The 20,334-nt window shown below is 59.2% G+C and carries 17 protein-coding genes and 1 pseudogene; 4 read left to right on the top strand and 14 right to left on the bottom strand.

What is annotated here, in order from left to right; genetic code table 11:
* Positions 1-153: 153 nt before the first annotated feature.
* Together AB4Z13_RS28745 and AB4Z13_RS28740 are read right to left on the bottom strand one after the other, a co-directional pair.
* Positions 154-399, bottom strand: coding sequence for a hypothetical protein (locus tag AB4Z13_RS28745; RefSeq protein ID WP_162747940.1), 246 nt, complete (start codon positions 397-399; stop codon positions 154-156).
* Positions 400-406: 7 nt separating this feature from the next.
* Entirely contained in the window at positions 407-1,903 is a 1,497-nt protein-coding gene (locus AB4Z13_RS28740) for a S8 family serine peptidase (RefSeq protein ID WP_442207395.1), read from the bottom strand.
* A gap of 487 nt (positions 1,904-2,390) precedes the next feature.
* Here AB4Z13_RS28740 and AB4Z13_RS28735 point away from each other — a divergent pair, with 487 nt between their 5' ends.
* Together AB4Z13_RS28735 and AB4Z13_RS28730 are read left to right on the top strand one after the other, a co-directional pair.
* Positions 2,391-3,203, top strand: a complete 813-nt coding sequence (locus AB4Z13_RS28735) for a reprolysin-like metallopeptidase (protein ID WP_113321094.1) — start codon at positions 2,391-2,393, stop codon at positions 3,201-3,203.
* 288 nt (positions 3,204-3,491) lie between these two features.
* Positions 3,492-5,285: a GMC oxidoreductase gene (locus AB4Z13_RS28730; protein ID WP_442207394.1), complete on the top strand. Its 1,794-nt coding sequence runs from the start codon at positions 3,492-3,494 to the stop codon at positions 5,283-5,285.
* A gap of 229 nt (positions 5,286-5,514) precedes the next feature.
* On the opposite strand, the gene AB4Z13_RS28725 is transcribed toward AB4Z13_RS28730, so the two are convergent.
* Both AB4Z13_RS28725 and AB4Z13_RS28720 read right to left on the bottom strand, forming a co-directional pair.
* Positions 5,515-5,937: a type II toxin-antitoxin system VapC family toxin gene (locus AB4Z13_RS28725; RefSeq protein ID WP_442207393.1), complete on the bottom strand. Its 423-nt coding sequence runs from the start codon at positions 5,935-5,937 to the stop codon at positions 5,515-5,517.
* Entirely contained in the window at positions 5,934-6,188 is a 255-nt protein-coding gene (locus AB4Z13_RS28720) for a type II toxin-antitoxin system Phd/YefM family antitoxin (protein ID WP_442207392.1), read from the bottom strand. The genes AB4Z13_RS28725 and AB4Z13_RS28720 overlap by 4 nt, the downstream gene beginning before the upstream one ends.
* Before the next feature lie 438 nt (positions 6,189-6,626).
* Here AB4Z13_RS28720 and AB4Z13_RS28715 point away from each other — a divergent pair, with 438 nt between their 5' ends.
* Positions 6,627-8,399 carry an adenylate/guanylate cyclase domain-containing protein gene (locus tag AB4Z13_RS28715; RefSeq protein ID WP_442207391.1) on the top strand — a complete coding sequence of 591 codons (1,773 nt, stop codon included), beginning with the start codon at positions 6,627-6,629 and terminating at the stop codon, positions 8,397-8,399.
* A gap of 541 nt (positions 8,400-8,940) precedes the next feature.
* Here AB4Z13_RS28715 and AB4Z13_RS28710 read toward each other — a convergent pair.
* The 5 genes and pseudogenes from AB4Z13_RS28710 to AB4Z13_RS28690 form a co-directional block, all read right to left on the bottom strand.
* A complete protein-coding gene (locus tag AB4Z13_RS28710; RefSeq protein ID WP_113321099.1) occupies positions 8,941-9,450 on the bottom strand; it encodes a DUF995 domain-containing protein in 510 nt (169 codons plus the stop codon).
* Between the two features lie 18 nt (positions 9,451-9,468).
* Positions 9,469-10,407, bottom strand: a complete 939-nt coding sequence (locus AB4Z13_RS28705) for a glycoside hydrolase family 26 protein (protein ID WP_113321100.1) — start codon at positions 10,405-10,407, stop codon at positions 9,469-9,471.
* 19 nt (positions 10,408-10,426) lie between these two features.
* Positions 10,427-12,334, bottom strand: coding sequence for a glycosyltransferase family 2 protein (locus AB4Z13_RS28700; protein ID WP_442207430.1), 1,908 nt, complete (start codon positions 12,332-12,334; stop codon positions 10,427-10,429).
* Positions 12,335-12,373: 39 nt separating this feature from the next.
* Positions 12,374-13,315: pseudogene (gene galE / locus AB4Z13_RS28695) on the bottom strand (UDP-glucose 4-epimerase GalE); the annotation flags it as partial.
* Positions 13,315-14,361 carry a UDP-glucuronic acid decarboxylase family protein gene (locus tag AB4Z13_RS28690; RefSeq protein WP_439018578.1) on the bottom strand — a complete coding sequence of 349 codons (1,047 nt, stop codon included), beginning with the start codon at positions 14,359-14,361 and terminating at the stop codon, positions 13,315-13,317. The gene AB4Z13_RS28690 and the pseudogene galE, both read right to left, overlap by 1 nt.
* Positions 14,362-14,712: 351 nt before the next feature.
* Between AB4Z13_RS28690 and AB4Z13_RS28685 the strand changes: the two genes are divergently transcribed.
* Positions 14,713-15,861 (top strand): helix-turn-helix domain-containing protein, encoded by a 1,149-nt coding sequence (locus AB4Z13_RS28685; protein ID WP_442207390.1) that lies wholly within the window; start codon positions 14,713-14,715, stop codon positions 15,859-15,861.
* Positions 15,862-15,961: 100 nt separating this feature from the next.
* On the opposite strand, the gene AB4Z13_RS28680 is transcribed toward AB4Z13_RS28685, so the two are convergent.
* The 5 genes from AB4Z13_RS28680 to AB4Z13_RS28660 form a co-directional block, all read right to left on the bottom strand.
* Positions 15,962-16,429, bottom strand: a complete 468-nt coding sequence (locus AB4Z13_RS28680) for an MEKHLA domain-containing protein (RefSeq protein ID WP_113321104.1) — start codon at positions 16,427-16,429, stop codon at positions 15,962-15,964.
* A 96-nt stretch (positions 16,430-16,525) separates the two neighbouring features.
* Positions 16,526-17,290 carry a GNAT family N-acetyltransferase gene (locus AB4Z13_RS28675; protein WP_442207389.1) on the bottom strand — a complete coding sequence of 255 codons (765 nt, stop codon included), beginning with the start codon at positions 17,288-17,290 and terminating at the stop codon, positions 16,526-16,528.
* A 264-nt stretch (positions 17,291-17,554) separates the two neighbouring features.
* Positions 17,555-18,478 (bottom strand): ArsR/SmtB family transcription factor, encoded by a 924-nt coding sequence (locus AB4Z13_RS28670; protein WP_113321106.1) that lies wholly within the window; start codon positions 18,476-18,478, stop codon positions 17,555-17,557.
* 165 nt (positions 18,479-18,643) lie between these two features.
* On the bottom strand, positions 18,644-19,468 hold the full coding sequence (locus AB4Z13_RS28665) for a carbohydrate ABC transporter permease (protein WP_113321107.1): 825 nt from the start codon (positions 19,466-19,468) through the stop codon (positions 18,644-18,646).
* 1 nt (position 19,469) lies between these two features.
* Complete coding sequence (locus AB4Z13_RS28660) at positions 19,470-20,303, bottom strand: carbohydrate ABC transporter permease (RefSeq protein ID WP_442207429.1); 834 nt, start codon at positions 20,301-20,303, stop codon at positions 19,470-19,472.
* Between the last annotated feature and the right edge of the window lie 31 nt (positions 20,304-20,334).

Raw genomic sequence — 20,334 nt, 5'->3', positions numbered from 1 at the left:
TTAGATTATACATGCGGGATGCGGCATTACAATGTTAAATCGCAATCCACTCAGATATTCTATAATAACGCGCATTGGAGCGCGCAAAAAGCCGAATGTCGGGCCGTGACGGCCCGTCATCCGCGCATAAAACTATGCTGACGTCGCGGCCGGCTATAAAGCGATTTTCTCGCGGGTGTCCGGCACGGAATAGCGTTTCATCGGAATGGTCTTCCAGCCCTTGAGGGCTGCCGTGGCATTGCGAAGAGTTTCCTCCTCGCCTTCGACGAGAAGCGACGAGGCCTGTTCGTCCACGACAGTCGCACCGGCCCGGCCAAGCTTTTCGGCCGCTTCCTTGGAGGACGGCGCAGAAGCGCTTTCCTTGCGCAATATGACCTGTTGCATCATCATGTCGCTCATGATCATCCTAACTCGGAAGTCCAAAGCCTTCGTAATCGCGCCCGAAGCCCAAGGGGGTCGCAGCGCCAAACAAGCGGTCCCTGAGCGCCGTACTGCGCTCTGCACCATGTAATGCCAATATACTGGCTTCCGAGGACAAAAGAAAGGCTGCGTATCCGGCCACAGCGGGGCTTGCCATGGATGTTCCGTTCATCGGCCCGAACCGCCCTCCCGGCAACGTGGAGACGATACCGACACCCGGCCCTGTCAGATCGATCTGCGGCCCGAAATTGGAGAAGGCGCCGAGGAAGGTACTGTTCGAGCCATAGGGTTTGGCGATGTCTCCGACTTCCGAGGAGGTCGTGGGAAAGCTGTCAGACCAGCCCATTGCCGAGACGGCCACACAAAACGGCAGGGCTCCCGGAAAGCTGACAGGTTTGCGGCCATCATTGCCGGCGGCGGCAATCACCAGCACGCCGTTGTCGAGCGCCGAGCCGATTGCCGCGCGAACGGCTTCATCCTCACTTGCGCCACCGAGGCTAAGATTGATGATATGGCAGCCGTCCTGCACCGCCCGGTCGATGGCGTTCATGATGTCGTAATTGGTTGCCCCGCCCCCGGTATGGGGAAAGACCCGGTAACTCCTCAGTGTCACGCCCGGGGCGACGCCGGCGAGATCAAGGGCTGCGGTCGGGCGCGCGCCCACGATGCCCGCTATATGCGTTCCATGCTCGCCGTCGGTAGCGGCCGGCCCCCAGTCGGCCATCTGGCCGGGATCGTCTCTCGTCTCGTCGAGCACCATGTTGGCACCGCCGGATACGTTGGGCAGCAGCGGCTGTTGCGGGTCGATGCCGCTGTCGACGATGCCAACGACGATCTGGTCGCCGGCGGTCAGGGGAAGGTTGGTACGGAAGCGCCGCAAAGCCAGGGATTGCCCGGCCAAATCGATCGCCTGCAGGCGGATCACCGCATTTTGCGACAAGCTAAAGCTTTTCTCGAAATATCCCCACCATCCGGCGGGACCGTAGACATAGACCCGTTCCAGCGTTGTGCCGGTTGCAATCCGCAGCGCCACCTTGCCGTCGGCACCGCTGCGGCCTTCGTCGCCTGCCCTGTTGCGGAAATTGGTGAAGGCCACAACCCGGGCGTTTTCAACCGGATTGCCCCCGTCGTCCTCGACCCTCAGCACGGCTGCCTGTACACCGGCAGCCGAAACCGCGTCGCTGGGCTGCCGCTCGATGTCGAAGACCACGCGCATCTTTTCGTATCTGACGAGCGGGACGAACTTCAGTGACGGTTCCTGAAGACGCAGGTTGAGTTCGGCCTCGGGCGACATTTCGACCAGTTTCGGGCCATCGACGCTGACCGAGTCGATTACATTGACGTCAGCCGCAACGGCCCGTGCCGTGGCGAGCCCACCGGCGCCCCGGGCGACCAGCGGAATTGTTGCTCGCAAGGCGGCCGCTTGCGCCAGAGCCGGGGACCGAAAACCGTGGGCCGGGAGCACGACATATTGCTTTTGCATCGACGAATACCCCACCTTGTCAACGCAGCGTACAGTGCACACACGCGAATGATTATATTGAATTCCCCTATAGGTAGAGTAACCGATGAGTGCCGCCGCCGTCCAGTGAAATCACGTATGCTGGGGCCTGATCCAGCGGACAATTCCTCGACATTGGCGACCAGGTCCTGTTAGTCGCCGATGGCGTTGTTCGCATTGCACGTTCTAGGTCGCTCTCAATGACGCGTTCCCGCCCCGAGACCTTTTACGAATGATGCAAGAACTCCAACCGCATAAAATCGATTGAGGCTGAAAACTTCAAAGGCGTTTCTACTATATTTCACGAGCATTCAAAACCTGTTCGGCAACGGTTCAACTTTATACTTTAATTTTGATACTGATTTGCTATAATGCGCGCTTAACTTGCATTTCACAGCAGGATAAAACCGCGCCATAGCGTGAGAAAAGTGGCTCGAAGGAATACGAGCACTGGCAGGGGGAGGCCAAAATGGTAGTCAAAAAAAAGGGCAGCGCTGACATATTCATACTGAAGTCAGACACGCAACTTAAGTCCGTTTTGAAAGAAGTCACGCACGTCTATCACGGTGGCGCGTGCTGCGAGACTGATGGCGTGGGATTTGCCTTGCCCAACAACCGGTCGATCACCGAAATCGTTGTCGACGCCACCAACGGATTCATCCCGCTGTGGGACATCAATGTGACCTTGAATTGGAGGTTTCAGGAGGCGTCTCTAAGACAGTTCGCTGATCCCGACGCAGTCAAATCTTATCTACGGACGCTGTTTGGTGAGACGCTGATCAAATGGGGAAAGGCCGTTCCGATCAAATTCTCAGAAACTTCCGAACCTTGGGATTTCGAGTTCGTCGTCAAGTCACAGGATAATTGTAGCTCCTTAGGCTGCACCCTGGCGCGCGCCTTCTTCCCGGATGCCGGACAACACGAGCTCGTACTCTTTCCGAAAATGTTCGAGCAAGTGCGCAAAGAGCAAACCGAGACCCTCGCGCACGAGCTCGGTCACGTGTTCGGACTGCGCCATTTCTTTGCGAAAGTGTCAGAAACGGGCTCCGCGAGCGAAATCTTCGGTACTCATGATCCTCTCTCCATTATGAATTATGGGCCTCAGAGTGTCCTGACAACCACCGATATCGATGATCTCGCACGCCTTTATCAACAAGCCTGGAGCGGCTCCCTGACCGAGATAAACGGTACGCCGATCCGCTTAATGCAGCCGTTCAGTCATTTTCGACAGAAAGCGCAGATGCCGCCTCAGTTCTCACTGGCGGCTCGGACAATCATCTAAGCGACTATCAGAGTCAGACCATCGTCGAGGTGCCGGTGATTTGCATGTCCACGCACCTCGGCGCTAACCTACGACGCGAAAGGTCAGCCCAACGGCGTCGCTATCGACCATATCTGCATCGAGAGGATCTGTTTTACCGACAAGCCCCCTTATTGCGGCCCGGTCATGCAAAAGATCGCTCCGAAACAGATCGAGAAAGCGAAAAAGCAGCTGGGCTGATATAAGCGCAGCCCTGCTCATCTTCAGAATTCAGGATCTGACATGCACGCATAACCACAGGAGCAGTCCATGTTCACGATCCGGTTCATGACCGAGCAGTACGCTCCTGGACAAACCGTTACCCTCCGCTGGGCGCCAAACTGGGACTTGGAACGAGGTGGCGTTTTCAAGGGCGGCGCATGGACCTTCGACCTTGACGAGGCTGCGTTCCCGAACGGGATCGAATTCAAATTCGTGCTGACGCCGGCGCGCTGGATGCTCGGGCAGAATCTTTTTCTCGCACGAGCTGATCTGGCTGGTGTGCATGACTACGTGGCACCGCAAATCGCCTTTCAGCCCGTTGAAGCCCTGGTCACGGAAAACGGGCTCGTCGCGCAACGTTTCTTCGTCCGCAACCTTGATCCCAATCACGAATACGACGTGATCGTCGTGGGGTCGGGAATGGGCGGCGGGCTGCTCGCTTCACGATTGGCCGAAGGAGGCGCGGACGTATTGGTCCTGGAAGCAGGTTCATTTCTGTTTCCGACCCATATCGGAAACCTGCCGCGGCGACTGAGGATCGGGCAATTCGACAAGCATGTCTGGTCGCTTTGGCCGGACTTCAAGGTCAAGAACTTTGTCAACGGACCAGGATCGGAGTTTGCCGGCGCGCAAGCGTTTAATCTCGGAGGTCGCTCCGTTTTTTGGGGCGGATTAATTCCGCGCCAGGTAGGCTATGAGCTGGCGGCGTGGCCGGCGGCGGTCAGAGACTATCTGCTCGGGCCTGGATATCCGGCCGCAGAGAGGGTGATGAATGTCGTGCCGCCCGCCCCCTCGAACTATCAGGCCGCCACTAGAGCGTTTCTGCAGAACACGCTACCAGGCTATGCTGCAGAAGACGCTCCCATGGCCGTGCAGTATCGAGGCGCCACCCGCTGGTCCATTCCGGCAGGCTTCTTCTCCACGGCCGACCTGCTGATGGAGGACCGCCTTTTGGACGGGCTTGCCGCGGCCCAAGCCAAGCCAACCGTCAATCTCAATTTCGCAGTGTGGAGGGTCGTGAAGGATACAGCTGCTCAGCGACGCGCCGTCGGTGTCGAAGGCTGGGATCTGCTCGGCCAAAAGGCGCGCACGTTCAAAGCCAAGAAAGTGGTTCTGGCGGCAGGCACAATTGAGTCTGCCAAGATTGCGCTCCAGAGCGGCCTCGTCGACCCATCTGGTAAGATTGGAAAGGGCATCACGGATCACACGATCCGCTATCGCCATTTCACGCTTCCTCCCGGCGCCCCGCAGTCCAATGCGATCGATTCCGCCAAGGTGATATTGCGGCACCCGACTGCGGCGGACGGTTCTCACGCATTCGACATCGTGGTTGAACTCGGAAGCGACTTCAACCAAGGTCGATATATCGACCCTGAAAACCTGGCCCGCGAACGCGCAGCACGCGCCGACTGGATGCTCTGCGAACTTGTTTTCATGAACTATTCGGCCTTGAACGAAGGCAATGCTGTGGCGATAACGGGCAATCCGGCGGATCCCGTGGGCCTCGCATTCGCACGAAGCATGCCGAGTGCTGCAGATCTCGCCGAGCAAGATGCCCTCGCCGCCCAGCTATTCGCGACCATCGGGGCGCAACCTATTCTCGGCGAAAACAGCCTGGCTTTGCAGTTTGCAGACCTCGGCGGGGTCGCTCACGAGGTTGGGACATTGAGGATGTCCGGCAACGGGACCGGCGTCGTCGATGCCGACCTGAAATTCGAGGGCTACGACAATCTCTACGCCTGCGACAATTCCGTGTTCCCCGCTTCTCCTGCGGCGAATCCGAGCTTGACGCTGGCGGCATTGGCAATGCGCTTGGCTGCGCAATTGACGACAGCTGGCTGACGGCGATGCGCACGCCAGCGGAGCCTGCGTATTTTGGCGTCATCCATGCGTCCAAGCAGCCGGCGGCCGACATATCTGCGGCGCGTCACCGGGTGACTGATCGGCGACGCCAGTCCACCCAGGCACTATTGGACGGATACGAACCGCCACCCGTTAAATCCAGCACAAGTCTGAAGAAATCTTAGAATTTTGCGAAAGGCGCGTCCCCTCGTATGCGCCCGCGCCGATTTCAGTCTAGCCATGGGTCGATTATGATCAAGTTTGTACCGTCGAAATCCTGAACATTCCGTGTGACCACAGTTAAGCCATGAACCAGCGCGGTAGCCGCTATCAAAGCATCAGCCTCGTTGCGGCGGTCTGGAATATGTAGGTGGGCACAACGCGTAGCTATCGCGTCATCGATTGGCAGAACTCGCTCAGCGAATTCAGGGCGAACCCGGCTATCCATCCATCGCCGCAAGCGAGAACCCTGGTCAGCGTCGCGACGCTGGATGCCTAATATCCCGCGCTCAAGTTCTAGGATCGTAATCGCGGAAATGAACAGGTCGTTGGAGTCTTGCGCACCGACCCACTTCGTCACATTCGGATCGGCTTTACCGTCGCCAACTTTGCGCAACTCTGAGACGACATTTGTATCCAGCAGATACTTCAAGACAGATCGACCCGGCGAGGCGCGACTTCGGCTCGAGGTAGAGCGAAATCAATGGACGACAAACCAGGCATTGAAAGAGCATCGACCAGATTGCGGCGCTTGCCAGTCAGGCGCTCGAACTCGCTGTAGGTCATCAATACATGGGACGGCTTCCCGCGATCTGTGATAACGACAGGTCCGTTTTTGGCAGCCTTCTTTGCCCTGCTGACATCGTGGTTCAACTCCCGGCTAGATAAACTCGTGATGCTCATAGGACGCCTCCATTGTAGGAACGTACCTACATATAAGGTATCATTTGCAATGAAGCAATATCTAACGGGACGCCTTGAAGGGATTGGAACCAATGACCCTGTCATTTCAAATTTCCTCTGTAACAGATTCCTTAGGCGAGCCAAGAACTTGGCCTGCCTGGAATGACTGATTGGGGGCCGGAAGCGCACTGGCAACTTCAGGTGCGGATCTTCAAAGAGCGGACATACGGGTGGACGCGGACATCGTCGTGACCTGACCCTCAGTGGGCTTCGGACGGCCGGGAGCCCGACAGAACTGTCATTGCGTGGGCTACAACCTCGGCTGCGTCCACATGAGCCATGGCCTACTCGATCTCAACCAAGATCGCTCTGAGCAGCGGCTAAACTTCTTTCTTGCCCCCTGTCTCCCTGCTATCGTGGGAGTTAGGAGACAGCGCCATGAGCGAGAACCGAAAGCTGGTTGCAATCCTTGCCGCGGACGTGGTGGGTTACAGCCGTCTTGCCGGCGCCGACGAGGACCTCACCCTGGCGAGGTTGCGGACACTGCGCAGCGATCTCATCGATCCGACGATCGCCGTGCACCATGGCCGGGTGGTGAAGCGCACCGGCGATGGTGCGCTGGTCGAGTTCCGCAGCGTGGTGGACGCCGTGCGCTGCGCCATCGAGGTGCAGAACGGTATGGTGGAGCGCAATGACGGCGTCCCGCAGGACCGTCGCATCGAGTTCCGGATCGGTATCCATTTGGGCGATGTCGTCGAGGAAAGCGACGGCGATCTGATGGGCGACGGCGTCAACATCGCCTCGCGATTAGAGGGCGTCGCCGCAGCGGGCGCGATCTGCCTGTCCGAGGATGCCTATCGCCAAGTCAAGGCAAGGCTCGACCTCTCGGTCAGCGATCTCGGCAGCACACAGCTCAAGAACATTGCCGAGCCCATCCGGGTCTATTCGCTGCAAGTCGGCAGCGCAGGGACCAAGTTAGCCGCGACCCCGGAAACCGCGACGAGCCAACCGGCGACGGCAGCGTCGCCGAAGTTGTCGATCGCCGTCCTGCCCTTCGCCAACATGAGCGGTGACGCCGAACAGGACTACTTCGCCGACGGCATTTCGGAAGACATCATCACGGCGCTATCGAAGCTGTCGCAGCTCTTCGTCATCGCTCGCAATTCGTCGTTCACTTTCAAGGGCAAGAACGTCCATGTGCAGGAGGTGGGCACAAAGCTCGGCGTGCGGCATGTACTTGAAGGCAGCGTACGCAAATCGGGGAACAGGGTACGCATCACCGCGCAGCTCATCGACGCGACCACCGGCGGGCATTTGTGGGCGGAGCGGTTCGATCGCGACCTCACCGACATATTCGCGGTTCAGGACGATGTCACGCAGCAGATCGTCGGCGCGCTGGCGGTCAACCTGACAGAGGGCGATCGGCAAAGGCTTGCACCGGGGCAGACCCGGCACCCCGAGGCGTATGACTGCTTCTTGCGTGGCCGGGAGCTGTGGCACCGGCTGACGAAGCAAACGAACAGCGACGCCCGCGACCTTTTGCAACGTGCCGTCGAACTGGACCCGAACTTCGCCTCGGCGCACGCCTTCCTCGCCCTTACCCACGGGCTCGACTACCTGAACCGGTGGAGCGCGTTGCCGCAGCGCTCGATTGAGCAAGCCGAAGAGGCTGCGACGCTGGCGGTAGCGCGGGATAATAGCGATCCCGTGGCGCACTGGTCGCTAAGTCTGGTCAATCTTTACTTGCGACAGCACGATGGAGCCATCAGCGAGGCCGAGCGTGCGATAGTCCTCAATCCGAACTTCGCCGAAGGGCATGTCAGCCTCGGCGAGGCACTTGTCTATTCAGGCAGATCCGAGGAGGCACTCGGCTATTTCGATCGGGCGAGGGTCCTGAACCCGTACTTTCCGGATATCGTTCTTCACTTTCAGGCCTGGGCCTTGTTTCAACTGGGAAGGTACGAAGAGGCCGTCGAACTATTGCTGCAGCGCGTGAGCCGAAACCCCGTCACCGATGTCTCGCGCGCGCTTCTGGCTGCCTGTTACGGGCACCTCGGCCGTTTCGAAGAGGCTTGCGCGATGTGGCAAGAGGTGCTGCGCGTCAATCCCGACTACTCCTTGGAATACCGGCGCAAAGTCTTGCCCTTCAAGAACCCCGCCGATTTCGAGCTTGTCATGCAGGGGCTACGCAAGGCCGGTGTCGTACAATGACGGGTGATTAATGTCCGATCCTGAAGCTGTTGGCGCCATTTGCACAGAGTATGAGCAATAGCCAGTGCCGGCGCAACGACGACCTCCAACAAGATCTGCTTTCAGGAAGCTGCTAAGCCGCCCTCTATGCCAGGCATGAAAGCGCATAGTTGCCGAAACTTTCGACGCCGACAGATGCCCGCTCGGCCTGGGTGCGCTCTATACACTCCAACTCCTGAAAGGATTCGAACTCGTCGCGACGCCGTCCAGTGGATTGGATAAATAGAGATGTAGGCTCCAGAGCACCTGTTGCGCCCTTCCAGACTCTGCCTGCGGTGCCATGGCTCTTTCTCAATTGAACACTGTCGCGACATTAATCGGAACAGTCGACGGGACACCCGATGGTCCGGCCACGACAAAAGAGGCGCCGGGCGTCCGTTCGCCGCCTCTTTGATTTTGAAGGCGCTTCGCGATCCTTTATGAAAAGGGTTGCGCGCAGGCATCGGCTCCCAGGCAAGGACACAGATGGCGCCTCGGCCGCGCGCAACCCCTTGCTTCGCCTTTATTTGGTCCTACTGGCGCTCGTCTCAATTCTCCCCAATTGAGAGCTCACGTAGTCGCCGTAGCGAAGCTTTGCGAATTCGTCGGTTGCTTGTGCCGGTGCGCTCTTGAAAACGTACCATTGACCGTCCGGTTCGCGTTTTTGATAGATCAGGCCGCCCTTCTTGCGGTGGCTGAAGCAGGTGATTGCCGTCGCCGTTCCGGTCTTGGCGTGCCAGTCGGCGTTGAAGCAGAGTTTACCCCGCTCCGTGATGAACCAGCGGCCCACGCCGAAGGACGGCGAGCCGTTTTCCCGCGACCAGGCGGTAAAGCGGCGCGCCTTTGTGGAGAAGTAGCCGGCGCCGGCTTTCCACATCCAGGAATTCTGGTTGTAGAGCTGATAGATTTCCGCGCTGCTCATCGGCTTTGCGGTCTCGATCCCCGCAGGCTCATTGGTTCCCGCAGCGGACGCGGCCGTGGCGATACCGCCGGTCAGGGCCACGGCCAGGAGCGTTTTTTGAAGCATGGACATGTTCAGGTTCCTTCTTGTTCAATTGATGCTTTCGCGGACGACCCGCCAGTCGGGGCGGCCATAGCCGTCCGGCCACGGATAGACTTCACGGTCGTTGAAGTAGATAACGGCGCTCAGGGCCGGGAACTGGGGATGGCGTTTCGCTACGCTCTCAGCCCAGTTTCGCACGTATGAATCGTCGCCTTCGTAGCCGAGTTCCGCAACCATGATGGGCTTGCCGTAACCAGCGACACGGGCGTATCCGGGCGCAAGGTGCTCTGCAAACGTCTGGTCATGGCCGGTCTTGTCCCTGTCGTATTGCTGCAGGCCAAAGACCGAGAGCCCGATGAGATCGACGACATCGTTGCCGGGATAAAAGGCTTGAAGCCCCTCATTGCCCTTCGGTGACCACATGTATTTGGCCGTCTTCAGGTGAACTTTGCAGACCTCCACCATTCGACGATAGGCCTTGGCATAATCGGCGCCATGCCAATGCGACCAGGAGAACTGGTTGTCGGTTTCGTCCATTTCCTGTCCCCAGCGAATGATGACTGGACTTTTCAACTTGGCAGCAGTCGAGCAGACGGCGGCCATGTTCGCATCGCGCGAACCGTCCAGGATGCTGTGCAGCAGTTCTTGCGAGGTCTGGCGCCAATCGGGTGACCAGGTCCAGGGCTCGACCGAGATCAGCAGGGTGCGGCCATGCGCTCGCGCATAATCATCGGCGAGGGCGAGCGTGCGCAGATCGACGTCTTCCCAGGGCAGGAAGAGGTGTTCGATCTTCGAATCGGGCGAGGCGCCGAAATCTCCGTGCGGATCATAGGCGCCGAACGTGATCGACTCCTTCGTGACGACCGGCATCTTGGTCGGCGGCGCGATGGACGATGTCGTCATGGCAAGCGGGTGCCCTTCGGCAAAGCTGCCCGGAGCGGTCGGTAGGACCGCAACTCCCGACAGCAACAGGCCGGTGAATGACAACAGGGCTATTTTGGATGGGCTATACATTGTGTACTTCCTCTAGGCTCGGCCGCAAATCCGGGTGAGCGGCATCCGTTCTCAGTTGGATTTCCTCCGGATCGGAGATCCATCGTGGTTTGAAGAAGATCGTGCGCAGGGCGGTTCCGCCCCGGCCTGCACCGGAGACGGCGTAGCGTTCTTCGAACAGCTGAAGACGGCCGCTGCCCCAGGCGAGTGCCTCGGTCGCATCCTTTCCGCGCATGATGGTTGCAGCCCCCGGCAGCGCGACGAGCGCAAGAAGCAAGGTCGCCATTGCCGGACGGTAGAAACGCGGGGCCGCCGCAATCTTATTTTCCTTCGAATGGCGCCCGACGATGACCAGCAGCAGCGCGCAGTAGATTGCCGCGTTCAGGACGGTAAAGAAGTAGCTCCCCTTGGAGGCGCCGGCATCGCCGATCGCCAAGGCGGGCAATACCGCCATGAGCGCCAGCGCAGCGTAGGGCGCCAGGACTCGCACCGGCAGCGGATCGACTTCGGACCGCCCTTTTGGCGTGACGCGGAAATCGACGAAGGAGCCCGTCAGAAAATCGTGCACCGCAGCCAGGGTGCCGGCGAGCGCCCAGGGCCAGCGCGCGAAGAGAAAGAGCATGCATTCCCAGCTCAGGATCTTGGCATCGTGGGGACGAAACGAGCTGCTGGCGCGCCAGCGATAAGCCATCACCACGAGCGCGATAGAAAGCGGCGCGAAATGCGCGAGGAAATCGAGATAGGTCACCGTCACGAAGTTCTGGCCGCGCACGAGCGCGATGATCGGCATCGCAAACATGAGCAACATGAAAAACGCAAACAGGGGATACCAGAGTTGCGAAAAGAGGAACTGGAACCTGAGCCGGGGCGGCAGCCGGCCGACGAGGCTCGGCGAGTACCGCAACAGCAGCATGACCAGGCTGCGCGACCACTGGAATTCCTGCGTCACGAGATCGCTGAAGGTTCTGGGGCCGTCACCATGGGCGATGGCATCCAGCGCATGCACACCCCGCCAGCCGCCGGCATTCATCATCAATGTCGTCGAATGGTCTTCAGCCAACTCCGGGCCAAGGCCGCCGATCTGTTTGAGGGCGACGGTACGCACCGCGTAGTGCGACCCTATGCACAGCGGCGCCAGGCCGTCACTGTAACCGGCTTGGAGCGAGCCATGCATGCTGGCTTCGGCATAGAGCCTTCCCCGTGCCGACCAGCTTTCGGAAGCGTTCTTGTCGCAAATGCTGGGGGCCGAGACATAGCCGACCTTTGGATCGGCGAACGGACGCAGCATGTGGAAGAGATAGTCGGGCGCGGGAACATGATCCGCATCGAGTTGCGCCACGAAATCGTAGCGGCTGTAGCCGTAGTGGTCGTAGAAGAAGGCGAGGTTGCCTTCCTTGCACCGCGTGCGTCTGGGCCACGACGTCCGATGGTAATCGGATCGCCCCTTGCGGGTCGAGACGAAGACCCCGTGCCTGGAGCACCAGTCGAGGGTCTCGGGGGAAGGGTCTTCGTCGGCAAGCCAGGTGTCGTGTTCCACATCCTGGGCAAGCATTGCCAGCAGGGTTTCACTGACGACCGAGAAGGGTTCCGACGGCGCCTTGGTCACGACCATGGCCACTCGGCTGCCGGCCGGTAAGCGCAAGGGACCGTTCGGTCTTGCCGCCCGATAGAAGACGACGATGAAATAGGCCGGCAGAGCGGTAACCCAGGCAAGAACGAGGCTCACCGTAATTGTGCCGAAAGCATCGACGTGATGGCGCGGCTCCAGCCACCAGATCCAGAAATAGGCGAAGGCGCAGGCCCATACGGCCGCCAAGAACAGATATTCGGCCCGCCGATATCCGGTCAGAACCGGGACAAGAAGCAGCTCCGGGCAGGGTTCCGGAGCATGCGTCGCTTGGGTGATCGCGGGTTCGGTCACGCGCGCCTCCAGTCCGAAGAACGGAGCCGCCGTCCTCACGATGGTTTCCAGGTCGGAATATCGAGGCTGGAAGCAGAGCGTCTCGCGGGCCAGGCTGGCGTCGGCGTAAAGGCTGGGCGGATCGCCAGGCCGGCGCGGATGGATGACGACCGGGACTTCGCACCCGGTCGTTTCCTCGATCACGCGCAGCACTTCCCCAATGGAAAACCCTCGCCCGGTGCCTAGGTTGACAGCGAGGTTTGATCCGCCATTGGCGAGATGGGTGAAGGCCTGAACATGGGCACGCGCGAGATCTGCGACGTGAATATAGTCCCTTATGCAGGTCCCGTCAGGGGTGTCGTAGTCGTCGCCAAATATCTCCAGGTGCGGAATCCGGCCGGCCGCGGCCAGCAGCGCCCGCGGAATGAGATGGGTTTCCGGAACGTGCCACTCGCCAAGCTCGCCGTCCGGATCGGCTCCACAGGCATTGAAGTAACGCAGGGCAACATAACGCAGGCCGAAGGCCGCCGCATAATCGGCGAGCATATGCTCGCCGATCAGCTTCGTCATGCCGTAGGGATTGATCGGCGCCTTTGGCATCGTCTCGTCGATCGGCAGCACAGAGGGGACGCCATAGACGGCACAACTCGATGAGAAGATGACGTTCTGAAGCCCCGTCTGCCGGCAGGCATCGATAAGCGACAATGTACCGCAGACATTGTTGTTGTAATATTTTGCCGGGTTTTGCACGGACTCGCCCACGTAGGCCGAGGCGGCAAAGTGGATGACGGCATGGGGAGCATATTTCTCGATGACCTCGATCAGGCTTGGCGAGTCGAGGACGTCACCTTCGACGAAAGGGCCCCAGCGCACGGACGAACGGTTTCCGGTCGTGAGATTGTCGTAGACGACAGGCTCAATCCCTTCCGAGCGGAGGAGCTTGGCGGTGTGGCTGCCGATATAGCCGGCACCGCCCGTAACAAGGACCCGGGGCGCATCCATCAGACCGCCTCCAGTTCTCGTGCCGAACGGGTGAGAAGGCCATCGAAATAGTCTATCGTCTGACGCAGGCCGCTCGACAAGGCCATCTTCGGCCGCCAGTCGAGTTCCTGCATGGCAAGCGAAATATCGGGGCGACGCTGACGGGGATCGTCAACCGGCAGAGGGAGATGGATGATTTGCGACCGGGAGCCGGTCAATCCGATCACCTGCTCGGCCAACTCCCGGATCGTGAATTCGCCGGGATTGCCGAGATTGACCGGCCCCGTCAGCGACGCCGGCGAGGCCATCATGCGCACGATGCCGCCAATGAGATCATCGACGAAACAGAACGAGCGGGTCTGCGAACCGTCGCCATATATGGTGATGTCTTGCCCCGTCAGGGCCTGAACGATGAAATTCGAGACGACGCGGCCGTCGTCCGGACGCATCCGCGGGCCGTAGGTGTTGAAGATGCGGATGATCTTGATCTCGACGCCGTGCGTGTTGTGGAAGTCGAAGAACAGCGTCTCCGCGCACCGCTTGCCCTCGTCATAGCAGGCGCGCGGCCCGAACGAATTGACGTTGCCCCAGTAGCTTTCGACTTGCGGGTGGACGCTCGGGTCGCCGTAGACTTCGGAGGTGGATGCCTGGAGGATGCGTGCGCCGGTGCGCGCGGCCAGCTCCAGAAGGTTGAGGGAGCCCAGCACGCAGGTCTTTGTCGTATGGACCGGATCAGCCTGATAATGCGGGGGCGATGCCGGGCAGGCGAGGTTATAGATCTCGTCGACTTCCAGATCGAGCGGGTGGACGATATCGTGGGCGACGACATTGAAGCGATCAACGCGCTTCAGATGGGCGATATTGCGCCTCATGCCGGTGGAAAAATTGTCGAGGCAGATCACCTTGTGTCCGGCGGCCAAAAGGGTCTCGCACAGATGTGATCCGAGGAAACCTGCACCGCCGGTGACAAGAACTCTCTTAGGCGCACAAGATTTTCTCGATGAATAATTTGCGTCACGAGCCGACGCTTGCGCAGAGCGCGCACGAATTTTACCAAGATAGTTCACGACTACCTCCCGTGTTTTCAGATTTGTTCTGTAGAATTTTTGTTTTTTACTTCTCCATTCCGAACAACTACGTCGTTCGATCAGGAGAATATTCTATTAGCCCGGCTTTTCCTCTGGAACGAACCGTCGTTTATTTAGATACAGCCAAGGGAGGCAATTGTCGTTATCCTCACATCCTGGAAATTATCGCTCCGTACATTTCTGAGCGAAAAGGAGTATGATAAACAACTTATGGAGGTGGCTTCGGGCACCTCCGCTTTTTAAGGCGGGTTCTGCGGAGATTTCAGCCGCAAAACAATTGCTTTTCTCGGTTTCCATGGCTCGCGTCGGGTCATACGCTGGAGGAATTGGATGGCTACAGGGGCTGAATCCGACGATGATCCTCCTCCAGAACAGGAACGGCCGGCGCATATGGAGCGGCGGCGCTGGCCGCGTGAACCGGCCATGCGCCGGGAACGCCCGCCCCATGCCTCCCCTGCCCTCGTGCCGCTGCGGTTCTCGACGCAGGACCTGCCACCGGCAGAACAATTCCCGGCCTGGCGGGCACATATGGCGCCGCTCGTGGATGTTCATCTGCCGCAGGGAAAATCACCGGAAGACGGGTTCCTCGCGGAGCAGATCGGCTGGCATCTCGGCGATATCCTCATCGTCCAGCAGCGCGCGCAGGCCCACAGATATATCCGCGATCAGGCCGTGCTTCGATCAAGCCCCATCGACCATTGGAACGTCGGCCTGCTGCGCAGCGGCCAGGCCTGGACCGAGGTCAACCGTCGTGTCACCGAGACCGGCGCCGGCGAGATATTTTTCATGTCTCTCGGCAGCCCCTATCGCGGACGGATGACCGACACCGAAGCTTTGCTCGTGTTCCTGCCCTATGAGCTGCTGGCTCGCGATGCGAGCCTTCTCCAGAGCGCCGGCAACACGGTTCTCTCGGGCAGCCTCGCCGAGTTGCTCACGGGCTATCTCACGGGCCTCGAAACGAACCTCGGCAATCTGACGACAGAGGAAGTGCCCCGGATCATCCAAACCATCGGCGATATGGTCGTTGCGGGCGCGGCATCGTCGACAAGGACGGATACCGGTCAAAACCAGACCAACCTGGGACTGATGGAGCGGGCGCACCGCTACATTCACGTCAATCTCCATTCGGAAAACTTGACACCGGACATGATGTGCCGCGCGTTGGGGATTTCTCGTACGCGGCTTTACCAGCTGTTCGAGGCGAACGGAGGCGTGCTCAATTATATTCGCCGGCGGCGATTGCTGCAGGCCTATGCGGATCTCAGCATTCCGGCCGACCACAGGCCGATTTCAGAAATCGCAGAAGCCGCAGGTTTCGAGGTCGCCGCCAATTTTACGCGCGCCTTCATCCATGAATTCGGGCTGAGCCCGCGTGAAATCCGAAGGGCGGTGGCAACCCAACAGCGGCCGGCGCCGGCCGTCCGCTCCACGCGGAGTTACGGAAAAACGATCGGCGATTGGCTGGCGCTGACGGGTTGATCCGGCATGCCGCTTGCTTAGGGCCGTTTCTCAGCTGAGCGGGAGATCAACGCAACTCGTTCGGGGAAGCGCGGCATGATTGCCAAACGCCATTGATGATTTAGGAGGGCGTTATCTCAACCCACTGCGAGAATGTCGCCGCCTGACCGAAATCCTGTCCTTCTGCGTTCCGCAGCTGCCAGACTATTCCGTCTTCCATCCAGAACCGGCTCCCCGACTTCGTCACCCGCAAGCCACGATAACCCGCCATAAACCCGTTTCGTGCCACTGCATCGAGCAACGCCTGACGCTCTGACCGCTCGCTTGGGCCAGCGGACAACCGGGATTGCAGCTTTACGAACTCGCTCCAGCTGTACCCGAACCGCCTCTGTGCTGCACCATTGGCATAGACAAAGACGGGATCGGGCGCGGAATTGTGGGCAAGGACCACAAACGGGGCATCGCCGTAGAGCCACTCGGGTCCCCGATCCCTCGGGAGAAGATCTCGGCCGACAAGGCGCCGGAAGCTCCCAGTGAGAAGTTCAAAGAATTCGGGATCGTTCGGGTTCAATTCGCCGTTCAACTGCATCTCGTTTCCTTCTCCGGTGCGGCCGCTTCACGAGCCTGTTCCGATCTAGTCACGGCATATGGCATCGGTGCGGCAATCCGCACCGATGGGAAGAGCTTAGTTCGGCAGGAGATAGTTTTTGCGGATATAGGATGGCTTGAAGCCTGCCTTCTTCAGGTTGGCGAAGGAGATGTTCGGCTGATCTTCCTGAGGTTCGGCCGTCTCCACGGCAAAGAGAGAAACGCCCTGCGCGAGACCCTCGTTCAATCGAGCGTTGATCAACGCCTTTTGCGCGCCGCGGTTCCGGTACTCACCAAGTGTCGTTCCGCCTCCCAGCCATGCGCATCCGTCCTCCACGAACATCGCCCCGGTTCCGATCGCCGTTCCCTCCAATTCCGCAATGAAGCAGGCCCAGCCTTTCTTGCCGACCAGGCATGACCACAATGGCTCAAGCTCCGTCGGAAAACCAAAGCCTGTGCACATCAGCCTGCCGAAAATCGGCGCGTCATCGATACCGGCCAAGCGCGTGTGCACAGGTCCTTCGATTGCAAGCGGAGCGGATGGGGCAGGCCGCGTGAGTTTCATCCAGGCACCGTTCTCGACCAGTCCGTGATCCAGTATCCAGCCACGCAGCGCATTGGCGGCAAAGGTTTCGCGGATCTGGACATGCCGCCTGCCTGTTTTGGTCTTCATCCATTCGAATGCGAGATTGAGTTCGTCCCTGTCATTTAAAGCAAAAATGCGGTTGAGCCCAACGGCAGGAGCCGTGGGCAGCGAAATGGCGCAGCCGGTACCCACCGGCATGCAGGCAAACTCGACGCTGTCTTTAAAGGGCTGGGGTGTGATCCTGGCCAGATCAATGAAAGCCTTGGCCTCAATCATCTCTTCCCAGGAAATTCTATCGCTTGAAATACTCAATTTATTTCCTCTTTAAATCACGGGCCACTGAGATCGGCTGCGCAAGCTCCGGCGGATTTCCTCGTCCCTTTCGGGAGTGGTCTCGCGGGCGTCGAGATAACCTGCATCGCATTCACGAATAAAGTGTAGGTCGGTTAAAAAAGAGGTTAAAAGCAGCCATCGAGAACGTAGACAGGCTGTTCCACTGCGCCGCAACCGTTGCGGCAATCGTCGTGCGTTTATCGTACGTCAGAAATAGATCGACATGACCAGATCCTGGTCGAAATCACCAAACCCCTTGCCGAAGAGGTTCATCCCACCTGGATTGTCTGCCTTTTCGTCGATGCCGATGCGAAAGCGGATTGAGTGGTGATCGGGTATGCGCAGAGAGGCGATGGTCTGGGTCGAAACCATGGCGCCATCGATCCAGGTTCCGGTCTCGTCGATCGTCCACGTCTTGAGCTTGCCGTATTGCGAGCCGGACAGCTTCCACCAGGAGGGCGAATACATGCCGCGGCGGTCGCCGAAATCGCCGGGTGAGGTCCAGTGCCCGGCCTTGATGCCGTTGACCCAGATCGAAATGTCGGAGGGCCAGTTGGCATTCGTGGCCGGCGTCTCGGAGCTCAGTTCGGCCGAGAATTCCACCTTGCGGATCTTCTTGCCGGAGACCTTGGCGTTGTTGGGAAACTTGTATTCGACGTAACCCCGGGTAAACCAGAGCAATGCCGCCTGCATGCGCTGCGGATCGAGGAAAACCTCCTGCACGTCGAGCATGCCGATGACGTTATTGACCGAACAGAGGCCGCAGGGGGCGCCCACGTCGAATTCGGTGAAGAGGCCGATCGGCATGCTGACGGTGACCACATCCTCGCTCGCCTTGGTGCCGTTGGTATCGAAGCGGATCAGGATTTCATCGTAGATGCTGGAGCAGACCTTCTGATTTCCCTTCGTCGCCTTCATCGTCTGGGTCTGGATGAGGCCGGCCTGCTCGAGCGACTTCAGATTGGTTGCCGTCGTCGATTGCGGCAAGCGCATCTGCGCCGCAATGTCGTTGACATTCAGCGGCCCCTTCTGGCGCAGCAGGTTGAGGATTTCGATACGCGTCGGAGAGCCGAGAGCCTGGACGACGTCAACGTCCCTCATCGGATCGACGGTTAGAAGTTTCGTCTCCATACTTTAATACTGGTTCTCCAGTCTTTCTTGCTGGTTTCAGCTGATATCACGGCGTCATGTCCGATGTCGCCGCTCTTTTTCGTGACGCCGGTCCGCGCCTCGGGAGAGCTCTCGCGGACCGGCTGGGCCTTCTCACCTCGGCCCGGAAGCAAATCTCTCATGCACCTATCCCTTGATGCCCGATGACAGCATCAGGGCCTGCGTTACGCGTTTCTGGAACAGGAGGTAGGCGACGGCGACCGGCATGGCGGCAAGGATCGCCACCGCCATATCGCGCGCATATTTGACGCCGAAGGCATCTCTCGTCTGGGTAATGCCAACCGTGATCGTCATCATGTCGTCGGAGTTGGTCACGAGGAACGGCCACAGGAAAGCGTTCCACGCCATGATGTAGGTGATGATGGCAAGTGCCGTGGTAATCCCCCAGTTCAGCGGCAGATAGAGCTTGAACAGGATCTGGAATTCGCCGCAGCCATCGAGTTTGGCCGCCTCGCGCAGTTCCTTCGGCACGGAATCGAAGAACTGTTTGTAGACGATGACGACCACGGGAACGATCAGCTGCGGCAGGATGATGCCGCCCCAGGTATTGATCAGGTTCAGCTTGTGCATCAGCACGAACTGCGAAATGACGAGCGCCTGCGAGGGCACCATGAAACTTGCCAGGATGATGCCGTAGAGAAGCTTGCGGCCGGGAAAGACGATCTGCGACAGCGCATAGGCGCACATGACGCTGATGAAGATGACGACGACGGTCACGCTCACCGAGGTGACGATGGAGTTCAAATACCATGTCGAAAGCTTCGTCTCGAAGAGTGCGTAGTAATAGGCCGAGAAATTGAAGACGTCAGGGAAAAGGGTTGTCTTGTTGACCACATCCTGTTCCGGCTTGATGGATGTCACGATCGCCCAATAGATCGGGAAAGCCCAGGTGCAGGCGATCACCAGCGTGAGGATCAGAAGCAGCGCGTTGCCGATTGTCTTGCCGGGCATCTCAGCGCTCCCGCACACGCAGGAGCTGATATTGCAGCACCGAGACGACGACGATGATGATGAACAGGATCACCGCGACAGCAGAGCCGAGACCGCCATGGTTCGATCGGAAGGCCTCGCGATAGACGAGCTGCAAGAGCACATAGGTGGAATTGAACGGCCCGCCCTCGGTCAAGAGATAGACCTGGTCAAAGATCTTGAGCTGCAGGATGAGCTGCAATGTCAACACCAGCGCGGTCACCGGCCAGATCAACGGCCAAGTGATGCGCTTGAAGCATTGCCAGCGCGTCGCGCCATCGAGCATCGCCGCCTCATAATAGTCGTGGGGAATGTTGCGCAGGCCGGCAATGAAAAGCAGCAGGTTGAAGCCGTTGGTCCACCACACTGTCACGAGCGCCACCATCGGCATCGCCCAGATCGGATCACGGAACACACTGACCCGCCCGCCTGTGAAGGCCTCGATGAGGAATTGCGCGATCCCGAATTGCTGGTCGAGGACCCATTTCCAGATCTGGGTGACAACGGAAACCGGAAGAATATAAGGGATGAAGAAGAGCACCAGCACCAAGCTCTGCACCCAGCCTTTCAGGCGCACGACCATCAGCGCCAGCCCGAGGCCGATCAACGTGTTCGGGATGACCGTCAGCACGACGAAATAGCCGGTGTTCCAGACCGAAGTATAGAAGAGCTTCTGGTGGAAGAGCCTCACATAATTGGCGAAGCCCACCCATTGCCCCTCGCCGACGAGCGGGGCGTCGGTAAAGCTCAAGGCGAACATCTTGGAGACCGGATAGGCAAAGACGATCGCATAGGCGATCAGGAACGGCGCGATCATGACGATCGCCGTCAGCGTCTTGCGTCGCTTT

Origin of the sequence: Rhizobium sp. YAF28 (genome assembly GCF_052113285.1) — a bacterium.
In the GTDB taxonomy this organism is placed as follows: domain Bacteria; phylum Pseudomonadota; class Alphaproteobacteria; order Rhizobiales; family Rhizobiaceae; genus Rhizobium.
The sequence above is the reverse complement of the archived record's forward strand: the minus strand, read 5'-3'. Positions and strand labels throughout refer to the sequence as shown.